Here is a 13,866-nt window from a genome sequence, read left to right as displayed (position 1 = left end):
CAGCCCGCCGACTTTCATCCATCAGCTTTCGGAATGCTCTACCAAACCGTAATGACGCTGTTCGACGCGGCCGCCGCGGTCGTCGCCGGGGAGGGGGCGCGAACGCCGTCCGTAGACGATCTCGGACGAGTCGAGCAGCCACGGCACGAGCGTCACCGTGACGCCGTGCACCATCATCAGCTGCTGCGCGATGCGGCGGGCCCGGCGGTTGTGGAGGGGTGTCTCCCACCAATGCCCGACGATGTACTGCGGCAGGTAGACGGTCACGACCGAGGGGCCGTGCTTCTCGCGGTACTTCTCGATGAAGGCGATGAGCGGCCCGGCGTAGTGGCGGTAGGGCGAGTCGACGACGACGAGGGGCACCGGCATCCGGTGGTACTCCCAATCGGCTTTCAGCTCGGCGATGTCGTCGGTCGTGACGGCCACGTGGACGGCGAGCGTCTTCTCGTGCTTGGCGGCGAGGGCGTAGTCGATCGCCTTGGCGACGGGCTTCTGCAGCTTGCCCACGAGGATGATGGCGAGGTCGCCCGACGAGCCGAATTTCACAGAGTCGTCCATCTCGATCTCGTGCTCGACGTCGCGGTAGTAGCGGTTCACGCCGATCATGAGGAACGCGAGCACCGGCATCGCCAGGAAGACGAGCCACGCGCCGTGGGTGAACTTCGTGATCGTCACGATCGCGAGCACGGCCACGGTGAACGCCGCCCCGATCGAGTTGATCACGAGTCCCGCCGTCGCCTCGCGTCGCGCCGCGGCGGGCCGGGTCTTGAGCAGCCGCAGCTCGCGCCGCCAGTGGCGCACCATGCCGATCTGTCCGAGCGAGAACGACACGAACACACCGATGATGTAGAGCTGGATGAGGGTGGTCAGGTTGGCCTGGAAGACCACGAGGATCGCGATCGCCGCGCCGCCGAGGATCAGCATCCCGTTCGAGAAGACGAGGCGGTCGCCGCGGGAGTTCAGCGCCTTCGGTGCGTAGCTGTCGCGCGCGAGCACCGATCCGAGCAGCGGGAACCCGTTGAAGGCGGTGTTCGCCGCCAGCAGCAGGACGCACGCGGTCGCCGCCTGGATGACGTAGAAGAAGATCGAGTCGCCGCCGAACGTCGCCGCGGCCACCTGGGCCATGAGGCTCGGCTGGGGTCCCGCCTCGCAGTCGAACCCGATCAGCTTGCAGGGGTTCTCGGCGTAATGCACGCCCGCGATGAGGGCGAGGGCGGTGAGCCCGGCGAACAGTGCGATGGCGATGCCGCCCATGAGGACGAGGGTCGTCTGCGCGTTCTTGATCTTCGGCGTGCGGAAGGCGGGGACGCCGTTGCTGACCGCCTCGACACCGGTGAGGGCGGAGCATCCGCTCGAGAAGGCGCGCAGCAGGAGCAGAATGAAGGCGACCTGCGACAGGCTCTCGGCCTCGACGGTGAAGTCGGCGCTCGAGGCGACGGGGGCGTCCCCCATCGCCCACCGGAACAGACCGGTCACGATCATGAGGGCGACCGACCCGATGAAGACGTACGTGGGGATCGCGAACGCCTGGGATGCCTCGCGCACACCGCGCAGGTTGACGATGACCAGCAGGATGACGAAGCCCACCGCGAGCTCGACGCGCCACGGATCGAGTGCCGGCAGCGCCGAGATGATGTTGTCCACGCCGGAGGAGACCGACACGGCGACGGTCAGCACGTAGTCGACGAGCAGAGCGGATGCCACGACGACACCGGCCTTCTCGCCGAGGTTCGTGCGGGCCACCTCGTAGTCGCCTCCGCCGGAGGGGTAGGCCTTGATGAGCTGGCGGTAGCTGAGGACCACGACGACCAGCAGCACCACAACGGCCGCCGCCACCGGCGGCGCGAAGGCCATGAACGCCGTGCCGCCGAGCAGCAGGATCATGAGCAGTTCCTGCGGCGCATAGGCCACCGACGAGAGTGCGTCGGAGGCGAAGATCGGCAGCGCCCGCTTCTTGGGCAGGAGCTGCCCGTCGAGCTTCTCGGTGTCGAGGGGTTCGCCGATCAGCATGCGCTTCACGGCGGGGGAGGGGGCCGCGTTCGGATCGCGGCTGTCACTGGTCACGGCGGGCGACATTACGCCTCCCGCGAACGCAGTGCAACGCGAAGCGGATGCCGCGCTGTCCCTGGACTCCACGCATGACCGGACAGCTCTTCCCCGCGGTGTCGCGGTCCTGTTCGGCGCCGTCGTCGGCCCGTGCCCCTCGTGGCCGTCAGCTACCGGCGCCGCGGGCGCCTGACCCTCGGCAGGCTGGCCTTCTGGGCGGCATCCCTCTTCTACTTCATGGCGCTGTGGACGTACACCCTGCTGCCGCTTCCGACCTCGGACGACTATCGCTGCGCGGGCGCGGTGCTCAGCCTCGCGCCGACCGTCGACGATGTCGTCGGCGCGGTCGCGGACGGCGCGGCCCTCACCGACGTCCGCCCGCGCCGACGGTCACTGACCGCGGGCGCGGAACGTGTACGTGATCGTCGCGACCTTCTGCGCGGACTCGTCCGACTCGACGAAGGCGCTGAACACGCGCTCGCCGTTGTTGTAGAACGTGCCGCGGCCCTCGCCGTAGGTCAGGCGGAGGCGCCCGTTCGTGAGGGCGAACTCGTCGAACGGCCCCTTGCTGCGGGCCTGGTCGATCGTGTCACCCACCGCGACGCCGAACTCGTTCGTGACCTGCACGTCGGCCGGCAGACCGGCACCGACGGTGACCCAGGTCGGCGCCGGCACCTCGCTGCGCGAGCGTCCGCCGTCACCGAGGAAGACGTCGTAGAGGCGGAAGCCGGGCCACACGTAGATGTCGTACGCCCAGTTCTCGGCGTCGCCGTTGACGAAGTCCTCCTCCGGCGCCGTGCCGAACGCTTCGGTGAGCGCGGCGATCGCGGGGGCCGCGTCATCCGCCCATCGGTGCGTGAACTCGCCGTCCTCGGACGTGATCATGAAGCCCGATCCGTTCAGCGCGATCGTCGAAGCCGCCGCCGGCGGCTCGGGCGTGGGCGTCTCGGACGGCTGCGGCTGCTCCTGCGGCGTCGAGGGCGCGGGCTGCGGCGCGGCCGGTGAACTCGCCGCGGGCGGGGCCGCTGTGGTCGGCTCGGTCGCGCGCAGCAGGTAGGCGCTGACCACGACGATCACGGCCACGAGCAGCACGCCGGCGATGGCGCCGAGGATCATCGGCACCCGGTTCGGGTTCTCGGGGCGCTCCGGCTCGCGGTGCTCCTGCGGGTCGAGGGGGGCGAAAGGCAGCCAGTCGTCGTTGCTCACGAGAGGAACTCCCGCGCGGCGACGGTCAGGGCGTCGGCGCCGCGCTCGATGGTCGGGTGCAGCACGGGGGCGAAGAAGGGGGAGTGGTTCGTCGGGATGTCGCGCGAGATCGTGCCGGCAGCGGCGGCATCCGCGTACTGCTGCGGGTCGACACCGCCCCAGAACCAGTAGACAAGCGGCGCGCCGGACTCGCGGGCGAACCACGAGACGTCCTCGCTGCCGGTGAACATGCCGGGGTCGACGACCGTGCCCTCGCCGAACGCGCGGTCGAGCGCGGCGGTCAGACGCGCGGTCGCTTCGGCGTCGTTGATCGTCGGCGGCAGGGAATGGAGGGTGGAGATCGTGGGTTCCTGCTCGGCACCGGATGCCGCCGCCTCGGCGCGGACGACGCGTTCGACGCGCGCGAGGATGTCGGCGCGCGCCTCGTCGTTGGGGTAGCGCAGGCTGAGCTCGAGGGTCGCCTCAGCGGGGATGATGTTGTTCTTCAGGCCCGCGTGGATCGAGCCGACGGTCACGACCGCCATCTCGCGCGGGTCGACCTCGCGCGAGACGACCGTCTGCAGGCGCATGACGGTGGCCGCCGCCATGACGACGGGGTCGATCGTGGCGTGCGGGCGCGAGCCGTGTCCGCCGCGGCCGTGCAGGGTGACGGTGATGCCGTCGGATGCCGCCATCTGCGTGCCCGGACGCACGCCGATCGTTCCCGCCGGCAGCGGGGTCAGGTGCTGACCGAGGACGATGTCGGGCTTCGGGTACCGGTCGAACACGCCGTCGGCGATCATCGCCTGCGCGCCGGCGCCGTACTCCTCGGCGGGCTGGAAGACGGCGACGACGGTGCCCGACCATTCGCCGCGGGTCGCCTGCAGCTTCTCGAGTGCACCCAGCAGCGCGGTCACGTGCATGTCGTGTCCGCACGCGTGCATGACGGGCACGTCCTGCCCCGCCGGGTCGACGCCGCGGGCGGTGCTGGCGTAGGGGAGTCCGGTCTGCTCGGCGACGGGGAGGCCGTCCATGTCGGCGCGCAGCCAGACGACCGGGCCGTCGCCGCTGCGGACGACGGTGACGACACCCGTGCGGCCGACGCCCTCCTCGTACTCGAGACCGAGCGCCGCGAGCTCGCGCGTGATGACGCCGGCCGTCCGGGTCTCCTGGAACGAGAGTTCCGGATGCCGGTGCAGATCGGTGTAGATCGCTTCGAGGTCGAGGGGCATACCTTCGAGCCTACGGCGCGGGAGCCCCCGATTTCTCAGCGAGTCCTCCATGCGGGGCGCTCGTCGAGGTGCGTTCGACGAGCCGGAACGAGAGCTCCCGCAGTTCGGTGCGTCCGTCCACGGCCGCCAGGACCGCGTCCGCTGCCCGTTCGCCCTGCTCGTGCGGGAACTGCGCGATCGTCGTGAGGCCGAAGAAGTCGCTCATCTCGTGGCCGTCGACGCCGATCACCGAGAGGTCCCGCGGGACGTCCCGGCCCTCGTCCCGCGCCGCGAAGAGCGCACCGAACGCCAGTTCGTCGGATGCCGCGAAGATCGCCGTCGGCGGCTCCGCCTCCTGCAGCAGGGCGCAAGCGGCGCGGTAGCCGCCGTCGATCGTGAAGTCGGTGGCGACGAAGCGCGCGTCGCGGATGCCGGCATCCGCCATCGCCGCATCGAACCCGTGGCGGCGCAGGGACGGGATGTCCAGGCCCGGGTCTCCCGGGTACCCGGCGCCGAGGTGCGCGATCCGGCGGTGCCCGAGCGCCAGCAGGTGTTCGGTCGCGAGGCGCGCGACGGCGACGTCGTCGATCCGCAGCGCGGGCAGCCGGCGGTTCGTGGAGCCGAGACCCACGACCGGCAGGTCCAGGGCCAGCAGCCGGTCGACCTCGTCGTCGGCGAGCGTGAGCGACAGCACGATCAGCCCGTCCACGCGCCCGCGGCGCAACGACACGTCGAGCACCCCGTCGCGCTGCGCGCGGTCCGTGCTCATGCTGTACAGCGTCATGTCGTACCCGCGCGGGGTGAGCCGGCTGGCGATCCCGTCGAGCACGTTCGCGAAGAACCAGCGGTCCAGCAGCGGCACCACGACGCCGATGTTCGCCGCGCGGCCCGTCGCGAGAGCGGATGCCGCGGCCGAGACGACGTAGCCGAGGTCGGCGGCGGCGGCGCGCACGCGGGCGCGGGTCGCATCCGAGATGCGCCCGCGCCCGCTGAGTGCGCGGGAGACGGTCGCCGCCGACACGCCGGCGGCGCGGGCGACGTCGTCGATCCCGGTCACGTCAGTCCGCGGCGATCCACACGGTGGTGTCGGCGGGCAGTTCGCGACCGAGGAACGCGTCGCTCTCGATGAGCAGGGTGCCCTTCGGCAGGGCGACCGGCGTCGACCCGACGTTCGCGATGACGGTGACGTCGCCGTTGCGGAACGCGATGACGTCGTCGCCGTAGCCGTCGAGCCACTCGAGCGCGCCCGAGCCGAGGTCGTGCGCGCGACGGGTGGCGAGCAGCGTGCGGTACAGCCACAGCGTCGACTCGGGCTGGTCCTCCTGCACGTCGCGGGCGAGCGCCTTCCACTCGGCCGGCTGCGGCAGCCAGCTCTCGCCGGTCGGGCTGAACCCGAAGGCGCCGTCATCCGCGGTCCAGGGCAGCGGGACGCGGCATCCGTCACGGCCGTAGCGCTCGCCGTCGGTGCGGAACCAGGTCGGGTCCTGACGGACGTCGTCGGGCAGCTCCATCGCCTCGGGGAGGCCGAGCTCCTCGCCCTGGTACAGGTAGGCCGAGCCCGGCAGGGCGAGCATCAGCGCGGTCGCCGCGCGGGCGCGACGGAGGCCCGCCGCGGGGTCGGGCTTGCCGGGGGTCGCCGGTCCCACGCCGTGCCCCTGCGGGTGACCCGCCATCGCGAGGCGGGTCGCGTGGCGGATGACGTCGTGGTTCGAGAGGACCCAGGTGGCCGGCGCGCCGACGGCGGGGAAGGCCCGCAGCGACTCGCTGATGACCTCGCGCAGCTGCGCGGCATCCCACTCGCTCATCGCGTAGGGGAAGTTGAACGCCTGGTGCATCTCGTCCGGGCGCACCCACTTCGCCGTCTCGTCGACCGTCGGCAGCCACGCCTCGGCGCACAGCGCGCGGTCGCCCTCGTACTCGTCGAGCACGCGGTGCCATTCGCGCCACACCTCGTGCACACCGTCCTGACCCCAGTAGGGGACCGGCTCGGCGCCGCCCATCGAGTCGGCCTCGGCCGGGGGCGTGTAGTCGGGCAGGCCGTCGGCCTTGATCAGACCGTGCGCCACGTCGACGCGGAAGCCGTCGACGCCGCGGTCGAGCCAGAAGCGCAGCGTCGTCTCGAACTCGGCGCGCACCTCGGGGTTGTTCCAGTCGAAGTCGGGCTGCGAGCTGTCGAACAGGTGCAGGTACCACTGGCCGTCGGGGACCCGGGTCCAGGCCGGCCCGCCGAAGACGGACTCCCAGTTGTTGGGGGGCAGTTCGCCGTTCTCGCCGGTGCCGTCGCGGAACATGTAGCGCGCGCGCTCGCGGCTGCCGGGCGCAGCGGCGAGGGCCTGCTGGAACCAGACGTGCGCGTCGGACGAGTGGTTGGGGACGAGGTCGATGATGACGCGGATGCCGCGGGCGTGAGCCGCCTCGAGCATGTCGTCGAAGTCGTCGAGGGTGCCGAAGATCGGGTCGACGTCGCGGTAGTCGGCGACGTCGTAGCCGGCGTCCTTCTGCGGAGAGGTGAAGAACGGGCTCAGCCAGACGGCGTCGACGCCGAGCGACGCGAGGTCGTCGAGGTGCGCGGTGATGCCGGGCAGGTCGCCGATGCCGTCGCCCGAGGCGTCCGCGAAGGAGCGGGGGTAGATCTGGTAGATCACGGCGGTGCGCCACCACTCGGCGCCGGGGCGGCTCTCGCCGATCGGGGCCAGCGTCGAGGTGACGATCGAGACGGGGGTCGAAGTCATGCGCGCCAGCCTAGCGCAAGCGCTTGCGCACCCGCATCCGCTGTCGTCAGGCGAGGCGAGTAACCTCGACCCAGTGAATCCCGACGCCCTCGCCCGAGCCGAATCGCTCATCGCGACGATCCCCGACTTCCCCGAACCCGGCATCCTCTTCCGTGACATCTCGCCGCTGTTGGCGGATGCCGCGGCCCTCCGCACGATCGCGATGGCCATGGCCGAGCCGTACGTCGGCTCGTTCGACGTCGTCGCCGGCGTCGAGGCGCGCGGGTTCCTGCTCGCCGGGGCGATCGCGGTCGCGTCGGGCACCGGCCTCGCACCGATCCGCAAGGCGGGCAAGCTGCCGCGTCCGGCGGGGTCGGTCAGCTACGACCTCGAGTACGGCAGCGCGACGATCGAGATGACCGACGACCTCACCGCCGGCGCCCGCGTCCTGCTCGTCGACGACGTGCTCGCCACCGGGGGGACGCTGCGCGCCGGGCAGCAGCTGCTCGAGCAGCTCGGCTACACGCTCGCGGGCACCTCGGTGCTGATGGAGCTCACCGCCCTGCAGGGCCGCACCGTCTGCGGCGACGTGCACAGCGTCTTCACCGTCTGAGCGGCTTCACGCCCGCAGAGGACCGCCGAGGTTCACCGGGCTGCCGTCGACGTTGCCGACGATGCCGCGGATGATGCCGGCGCCGTCCGTGCCGCGCAGGCTCTCGTACCAGGCGGCGGTCACCGCGGGGTCGAACGCGTGCGTCTCGTGGCCCCGCTTGCGGGCGCGCAGCACGAGGTCTCCCGCACGTTCGACGCGGATGTCCTGGTAGCGCAGCAGGGTGTCCGGGACGCTCACCGTGTTCGTCGCGAACGCGATGCCCAGGGCGAACGAGTCCTCGAGGGCCGAGCACGCTCCTTGACCGATGTCGGGGGCGGTGTTGTGCGCCGCATCGCCGAGGATCGCGACTCGACCCTTGACCCACGTCGAGAACGGGGTGATGTCCCAGATCTCGACCCGGTTCAGTGACGACTCGGGGTCGATCGCGTCGATGAGGGCCTGCACGCCCGGGGCCCAGCCCTTGAACGCGGCCCGGAGCGGCGCGGTGCCCTCGGAGCGGTCGTAGGGCAGTCCCGACGCCTGCGGCACGTCGAACCAGAAGTAGAAGCGGTCGCCCGCGACCGGCATGACCGCGGCGCGTTTGCCGTCCGCCACGTAGGTCGTCCAGGCCGTCGCACGCCCGATGGACTCGTCGACGGGCACGAGCCCGTTGAAGTTCGTATAACCCGCGTACTCGCGCTCGATCGGCGCCGCACCATCGGGCTGCACGTAGGCGCGGGTGATCGACCGGGCGCCGTCCGCCCCGATGAGCAGGTCAGCGGTGTCGGTCGTGCCGTCGGCGAACGTCGCGGTGACCGTCTCGCCGTCGTCCTCGATGCCGACCAGTCGCATTCCGAGGCGGATGCTGTCGCCCCCGAGCCGGCGCATCATCAGCGCCTGCAGGTCGGCGCGCGCGACCGGGTAGGGGCGCTGGCCGGTCTGGGCCGTCACCGGGGCGAGCGAGAAGTCGCAGAGGGTCTCGCCGGTCCTCCCGTCGGCGTAGACGAGGTCGGCCATGTCGCCGCCCAGCCGCGCGACCTCGTCGCCGAGGCCCAGCCAGTTGAGCACCTTCACCCCGTTCGGCCAGAGCGAGAGCGCGGCGCCGACCGGCTTGTTCTCGCGCATCTGGTCGTAGACGACCACCTCGTGCCCGAGCCGCTGCAGCGCGATCCCCGCGCTCGTGCCGCCGATCCCGGCGCCGACGATGATGACCTTCATGCCGAGCACGCTACGGCTCGCATGTCACGGCCTCGTTTCGTGGGACCTCAACTGCCCCGGTACGTCGAGTAGGCGAACGGGCTCAGCAGCAGCGGCACGTGGTAGTGCGGGCGGTCGCCGACGACGAACGCGACGGTCACCGTCGGGTAGAAGGTCTCGGTCCCGCTGCGCGCGAAGTACGCGCCGGTGCCGAAGCGCAGGGCGTGCTCGCCCGGCTCGAGCGAGTCGGGTCCGACCGCGGCGCGGCCGTCGGCATCCGTCGTCGTCCGAGCGACCTCGGCGCCGTCGGGGCCGAGGAGGACGACCTCGACGCCGGCAGCCGGCGCCCCCCGCACGGCGTCGAGGACGTGAGTGGTCAGCAGGCTCATGTGCGCTCCTCGTCGTCGTCGTCGTCGACGAGAGTCGCGCGCAGTCGGAGCAGGGCGATCTCGCGCAATTGGGTGAGGGCCTCGTCGGTCTCGGTCACGGCGTCGTTCCCCACGCGGCGACGCGCCTCCGCGAGCATCTCCTCGGCCGATCGGCCCGCGGCGCGGATGAGGAACACGCGTCCGAACCGTGCCTCGTACGCGGCGTTCGCGGTGGCCATCGCCTCGCTCAGATCGTCGGATGCCGCGCTCATCGCCGCCTGCTCGGTGCGGGAGTGGTCCGCCTCGGCTCCGGCACCGGCCGGTCGCTCGCCGATGCGAGGGTGGTGGGCGAGCGCGGCCGCGAGGTCGTCGGCATCCCACTCCTGCGACAGCAGGGCCGCCCGTTGCGCGAGCTCGTCGACGCTGTCGTACGGGCGCCCGGCGACGACGGCGTCTACCCAGTCGGGGACCGCGGCGAAGACTGCGACGGTGCGGGCGGCTTCGGCATCCGGTGCCGCGTTGAAGGCGCTGAGCTGCATGCCGCGAGGCTAGCGGTCCGAGGTTTCGCCGGGATGTCGCGTCAGTGCGGCGGGTGCACGATGAGCCACTGCGCGACGGCGATCTCGGCACCCGCGTTGTGGATGCGGTGCGGCCTCGAGCAGGGGAAGCTGATCGAATCGCCCGGCCGCAGCACGACCCGCTCGGACTCGAAGTCGATCGTGAGCTCGCCGGAGCGGACGGTGCCGATCTCGTACCCGTCGTGGCGGAACAGCTCGGTATCGGCGTGGGCGCTCGAACCCGGAGGGTAGATCGACTCGAAGTAGTCGACCCCCGGCGTCCGTCCGGGGGTGAGCCGGCGGAAGGCGACCCCGCTGTCGAGGACGACGGTCGATCCGTGGCCGGCGCGCTGCAGGACGAAGCCGTCGGCATCGGGGTCGGGAACCGCGTCACCCGGCTCCGCATCGGCCTCGAACACCGATGCGAGGGGCACGCCGAGTGCGTCGGTGATGGCGATCAGCCGCGAGACGCTCGGCTGCAGGACGCCGCGTTCGATCTGCGACACCGCGCTGGGGCTGATGCCGAGCGTCTCCGCCAGTGCACGCGCCGACATGCGCTGGGCCCGACGCAGCTCGCGGAGGCGGCGTCCGACTTCGGGCACCGTCCCCACGGCAGCGAGCTCTGACATACCGCCGATCCTACGGGCGGGTCGGAGCGCATCCGCGTCATCCACTCTCGGTCGATCCCGTCCGGTGAATGTGAAGCGACGACTTCACACGGCTGTTACATGAGCGAAACCGCCGCGATCCCGTGAATCAATAGCTTCATTTCACGTACCACCAGGCCGCGGACTCCACGTCGTGGTCCCCTCATCCGCGGGCCGTATCGGCCCCACCTGGAAGGTAAGCCCACCAATGACCACATCGCAGGAGCTGTCGGTGACGACGAAGCCGCACGACCTCGTCGAGGCCGCCGGCCACCCGACCGGATCGGGGAACGTCAAGCCCGGATACGACCCCCGCCTCGCCAACGAGGACCTCGCCCCGCTTCGCAAGCAGAAGTGGACCTGGTACAACATCTTCGCCTTCTGGATGTCGGACGTGCACTCCGTCGGCGGCTACGTGACGGCGGGATCGCTGTTCGCGCTCGGCATCGCCGCGTGGCAGGTGCTCGTCGCGCTCGTCGTCGGCATCGTCATCGTGCAGATCTTCGCCAACCTGGTCGCGAAGCCCAGTCAGAAGACGGGTGTGCCCTACCCGGTCATCAACCGCGCGATCTTCGGCGTGCGCGGCGCGAACATCCCCGCGATCATCCGAGGCATCATCGCGATCGCCTGGTACGGCGTGCAGACGTTCCTCGCGGCGCAGTCGCTCAACATCATCTTCCTGAAGTTCATCCCGGGTTCCGAGGTCCTCCTCGACATCGAGTTCCTCGGACTCTCGGCCCTCGGCTGGATCTCCTTCTCGATCCTGTGGGTCGCGCAGGTCGCGCTGTTCTGGAACGGCATGGAGGTCATCCGCCGCTTCATCGACTGGGCAGGCCCCGCCGTCTACGTCGTCATGATCGTGCTCGCGATCTACCTGGTGAGCCAGGCCGGCTGGGAGAACATCGACCTCAACCTGTCGGACCCCGAGGCAGCCCCGCACGACTTCTGGGGCACGCTCGGTCTCATGGCCATGGCCGTCGGCATCGTCGTCGCCTACTTCGCGGGACCGATGCTGAACTTCGGCGACTTCGCCCGCTACGGCCGCTCATTCCGCGACGTGAAGAAGGGCAACTTCTGGGGTCTGCCGGTCAACTTCCTCTTCTTCTCGATTCTGACGGTCCTCACGGCCGCCGCGACCGTCCCGGTCTTCGGCGAGCTGCTGCTCGACCCGATCCACACGGTCGAGGCGATCGACACCCCGTTCGCGATCCTCCTGGGCGGACTCACCTTCGTCACCGCGACGGTCGGCATCAACATCGTCGCCAACTTCATCGCCCCCGCGTTCGACTTCTCGAACGTCGCTCCGCAGAGGATCTCGTGGCGGATGGGCGGCATGATCGCCGCCGTCGGCTCGGTGTTCCTCACGCCCTGGAACTGGTACTCGGATGCCACGGCCATCCACTATTCGCTCGGCATCCTCGCCGCGCTCATCGGGCCCCTCTTCGGCCTCCTCGTCGCCGGTTACTACATCGCCGCGCGGCAGCGGATCAAGACGGACGACATGTTCACAATGAGCGAGCAGGGCGCCTACTGGTACCGGCGCGGCTACAACCCGAACGCGATGAAGACGCTCCTCGTCGCCGGCATCCCCACCGTGCTGATCGCGATCCTACCGAAGACCTTCGCCGACCTCGGACTGTTCGACGTGTCGTGGATCGGCAACTTCACGTGGTTCATCGGCTGCGGCCTCGCCTTCGCCGCCTTCGTCGTCTTCGAGCGCATCGACCCGCAGGTCCCGACCTTCGACGGCGAGACCGAGGGCATCTCCGACGGCAGCATCGAGCAGGAAGCCCCGGCGACGGTCCCGGCCACCGCATGAGGATCCTCCTCATCAACCCCAACACCTCCCGGGCGATGACGGCGAAGATCGCCGCCGCCGCCCGGGAGGCGGCGGGGCCCGGCGTCGTGATCGACGCGGTCTGCCCCGAAACGGGCGCCGCCGCGATCGAGTCGCACGTCGACGAGGTCCTCGCCGCCGCGGCGGTGGTCGACCTCGTCCGGCAGGACCAGCAGGCGGGGGGCAGTGACGCGTACGTCATCGCCTGCTTCGGGGATCCGGGGCTGGATGCCGCGCGGGAGCTCGTCGACGTTCCCGTCATCGGCATCGCGGAGGCCGCGATGCACGCCGCGACCCTCGCGGGACGCACCTTCGCCGTCGTCACGACCCTGAGCCGCACGCTCGGCCGCGCCCGCGACCTCGTGGCCCGCTACGGCATGGGTGACGCGGCCGTCTGGCTGACGGCCGCCGAGATCCCCGTGCTCGAGCTCGAGGACACCGGGTCGGAGGCCGCGGCATCCATCGCCCGCCTCTGCCACGAAGCGGTGCGCCGCGAGGCCGACGTCATCGTGCTCGGCTGCGCCGGGATGGCGGATCTGTGCCGCATGCTCACCGCGACAGCGGGTGTCCCCGTCGTCGACGGTGTCGCGTCGGGTGTGGGCCTCGCGACCGCGATGGTGCGGATGGGGCTGAAGACGAGCAAGCGCAGCGAGTACGCGAGCCCGCCCCGCCTCGTCGCCGTGTGAGGCGCTGCCCCGCGGCCGGGGCCGGGGCCGGTGTCAGGCGTGATCGCCTGCGCCGTGCACGAGGTCTGAGATCTCGCGCTTGTACGCGTTGAACGCGGGGGTCGTGACATCCCGCGGCTCGGGCAGGTCGATCGGCACGGTGCGCGCGATGTGCCCGGGCACGCCGTGCGAGGCCCCACCGGTCATCACCACCACGCGGTCGGCGAGGAACACGGCCTCTTCGATCGAGTGCGTCACGAAGACGACGGTTGTGCGGGTCTCGAGGTGGATGCGCTTGAGCTCGGCCTGAAGATCCGACCGCGTCAGCGCATCCAGCGCGCCGAACGGCTCATCCATCAGCAGCACGCTCGGCTCGTTCGCGAGGACGCGGGCGATCGCGACCCGCTGCTGCATGCCGCCGGACAGCTCGCCCGGGTAACGGTCGGCGAAGCGGCTCAGCCCGACGGTCTCGGTGAACCGGTCCGCAAGCTCGCGCACACGTGCGCGCGGCAGGCGCCGCCGTTTCGGGCCGTAGGCGATGTTCTCGCGCACCGTGAGCCAGGGGAACAGCCCGTAGTCCTGGAAGACGACCCCGCGGTCCGGACCGGGGGCGGTCACGGGCCGCCCGCCGACGGTGACGCTGCCGCTCGTGGCGGGCTCGAATCCGGCGAGGATGCGCAGCACGGTGCTCTTGCCGCAGCCGGATGCGCCGACGACGGCGATGAACTCGCCCGCCGCGATGTCGATGTCGACGTCGGCGACGGCCTGCACGCCGGCCCATTCCGGACCGTAGCGCTTGCCGAGATCCTGCAGGACGACGTCGGCGGTGGTCAGATCGGTCATGTGCTGT

The 13,866-nt window shown here is 70.8% G+C and carries 13 protein-coding genes; 3 read left to right on the top strand and 10 right to left on the bottom strand.

The window, feature by feature from the left end; genetic code table 11:
• Nucleotides 1-21: 21 nt before the first annotated feature.
• The 5 genes from Q9S36_RS19575 to Q9S36_RS19555 all read right to left on the bottom strand — a co-directional run bounded on the left by Q9S36_RS19575 (nucleotide 22) and on the right by Q9S36_RS19555 (nucleotide 7,174).
• Nucleotides 22-2,076 (bottom strand): APC family permease, encoded by a 2,055-nt coding sequence (locus Q9S36_RS19575; RefSeq protein ID WP_311286578.1) that lies wholly within the window; start codon nucleotides 2,074-2,076, stop codon nucleotides 22-24.
• Between the two features lie 360 nt (nucleotides 2,077-2,436).
• A complete protein-coding gene (locus tag Q9S36_RS19570) occupies nucleotides 2,437-3,252 on the bottom strand; it encodes a hypothetical protein (RefSeq protein WP_311286577.1) in 816 nt (271 codons plus the stop codon).
• On the bottom strand, nucleotides 3,249-4,463 hold the full coding sequence (locus Q9S36_RS19565; protein ID WP_311286576.1) for an amidohydrolase: 1,215 nt from the start codon (nucleotides 4,461-4,463) through the stop codon (nucleotides 3,249-3,251). The genes Q9S36_RS19570 and Q9S36_RS19565 overlap by 4 nt, the downstream gene beginning before the upstream one ends.
• 10 nt (nucleotides 4,464-4,473) lie before the next feature.
• A complete protein-coding gene (locus Q9S36_RS19560) occupies nucleotides 4,474-5,499 on the bottom strand; it encodes a LacI family DNA-binding transcriptional regulator (RefSeq protein ID WP_311286575.1) in 1,026 nt (341 codons plus the stop codon).
• 1 nt (nucleotide 5,500) lies between these two features.
• A complete protein-coding gene (locus Q9S36_RS19555; protein WP_311286574.1) occupies nucleotides 5,501-7,174 on the bottom strand; it encodes a glycoside hydrolase family 13 protein in 1,674 nt (557 codons plus the stop codon).
• Between the two features lie 73 nt (nucleotides 7,175-7,247).
• Here Q9S36_RS19555 and Q9S36_RS19550 point away from each other — a divergent pair, with 73 nt between their 5' ends.
• On the top strand, nucleotides 7,248-7,766 hold the full coding sequence (locus tag Q9S36_RS19550) for an adenine phosphoribosyltransferase (protein ID WP_217529048.1): 519 nt from the start codon (nucleotides 7,248-7,250) through the stop codon (nucleotides 7,764-7,766).
• Nucleotides 7,767-7,772: 6 nt separating this feature from the next.
• Here Q9S36_RS19550 and hpxO read toward each other — a convergent pair whose 3' ends face one another.
• Genes hpxO through Q9S36_RS19530 form a run of 4 tightly spaced genes read right to left on the bottom strand, consistent with a single transcriptional unit; the run spans nucleotide 7,773 to nucleotide 10,496 of the window.
• Complete coding sequence (hpxO, locus tag Q9S36_RS19545) at nucleotides 7,773-8,963, bottom strand: FAD-dependent urate hydroxylase HpxO (RefSeq protein WP_311286573.1); 1,191 nt, start codon at nucleotides 8,961-8,963, stop codon at nucleotides 7,773-7,775.
• Between the two features lie 47 nt (nucleotides 8,964-9,010).
• A complete protein-coding gene (uraH, locus tag Q9S36_RS19540; RefSeq protein WP_311286572.1) occupies nucleotides 9,011-9,331 on the bottom strand; it encodes a hydroxyisourate hydrolase in 321 nt (106 codons plus the stop codon).
• Nucleotides 9,328-9,849, bottom strand: a complete 522-nt coding sequence (uraD, locus tag Q9S36_RS19535; protein WP_311286571.1) for a 2-oxo-4-hydroxy-4-carboxy-5-ureidoimidazoline decarboxylase — start codon at nucleotides 9,847-9,849, stop codon at nucleotides 9,328-9,330. The genes uraH and uraD overlap by 4 nt, the downstream gene beginning before the upstream one ends.
• A 41-nt stretch (nucleotides 9,850-9,890) precedes the next feature.
• On the bottom strand, nucleotides 9,891-10,496 hold the full coding sequence (locus tag Q9S36_RS19530; RefSeq protein ID WP_311286570.1) for a helix-turn-helix domain-containing protein: 606 nt from the start codon (nucleotides 10,494-10,496) through the stop codon (nucleotides 9,891-9,893).
• Nucleotides 10,497-10,722: 226 nt separating this feature from the next.
• Between Q9S36_RS19530 and Q9S36_RS19525 the strand changes: the two genes are divergently transcribed.
• Together Q9S36_RS19525 and Q9S36_RS19520 are read left to right on the top strand one after the other, a co-directional pair.
• Nucleotides 10,723-12,333, top strand: a complete 1,611-nt coding sequence (locus Q9S36_RS19525) for an NCS1 family nucleobase:cation symporter-1 (protein WP_311286569.1) — start codon at nucleotides 10,723-10,725, stop codon at nucleotides 12,331-12,333.
• Complete coding sequence (locus Q9S36_RS19520) at nucleotides 12,330-13,037, top strand: aspartate/glutamate racemase family protein (RefSeq protein WP_311286568.1); 708 nt, start codon at nucleotides 12,330-12,332, stop codon at nucleotides 13,035-13,037. The genes Q9S36_RS19525 and Q9S36_RS19520 overlap by 4 nt, the downstream gene beginning before the upstream one ends.
• 33 nt (nucleotides 13,038-13,070) lie before the next feature.
• Here Q9S36_RS19520 and Q9S36_RS19515 read toward each other — a convergent pair whose 3' ends face one another.
• Nucleotides 13,071-13,859, bottom strand: a complete 789-nt coding sequence (locus Q9S36_RS19515; RefSeq protein ID WP_076688357.1) for an ABC transporter ATP-binding protein — start codon at nucleotides 13,857-13,859, stop codon at nucleotides 13,071-13,073.
• Nucleotides 13,860-13,866 lie beyond the last annotated feature (7 nt).

This window comes from Microbacterium sp. ARD31, assembly GCF_031844425.1.
This window is presented reverse-complemented; position numbering and strand designations above follow the sequence as displayed.

Bases quoted from the DNA above. Each gene is read 5' to 3' on its own strand.
- Q9S36_RS19575 (WP_311286578.1), bottom strand. From the start codon at position 2,076: ATGTCGCCCGCCGTGACCAGTGACAGCCGCGATCCGAACGCGGCCCCC.
- Q9S36_RS19565 (WP_311286576.1), bottom strand. From the start codon at position 4,463: ATGCCCCTCGACCTCGAAGCGATCTACACCGATCTGCACCGGCATCCG.
- Q9S36_RS19555 (WP_311286574.1), bottom strand. From the start codon at position 7,174: ATGACTTCGACCCCCGTCTCGATCGTCACCTCGACGCTGGCCCCGATC.
- hpxO (WP_311286573.1), bottom strand. From the start codon at position 8,963: ATGAAGGTCATCATCGTCGGCGCCGGGATCGGCGGCACGAGCGCGGGG.
- uraH (WP_311286572.1), bottom strand. From the start codon at position 9,331: ATGAGCCTGCTGACCACTCACGTCCTCGACGCCGTGCGGGGGGCGCCG.
- uraD (WP_311286571.1), bottom strand. From the start codon at position 9,849: ATGCAGCTCAGCGCCTTCAACGCGGCACCGGATGCCGAAGCCGCCCGC.
- Q9S36_RS19530 (WP_311286570.1), bottom strand. From the start codon at position 10,496: ATGTCAGAGCTCGCTGCCGTGGGGACGGTGCCCGAAGTCGGACGCCGC.
- Q9S36_RS19525 (WP_311286569.1), top strand. From the start codon at position 10,723: ATGACCACATCGCAGGAGCTGTCGGTGACGACGAAGCCGCACGACCTC.
- Q9S36_RS19520 (WP_311286568.1), top strand. From the start codon at position 12,330: ATGAGGATCCTCCTCATCAACCCCAACACCTCCCGGGCGATGACGGCG.
- Q9S36_RS19515 (WP_076688357.1), bottom strand. From the start codon at position 13,859: ATGACCGATCTGACCACCGCCGACGTCGTCCTGCAGGATCTCGGCAAG.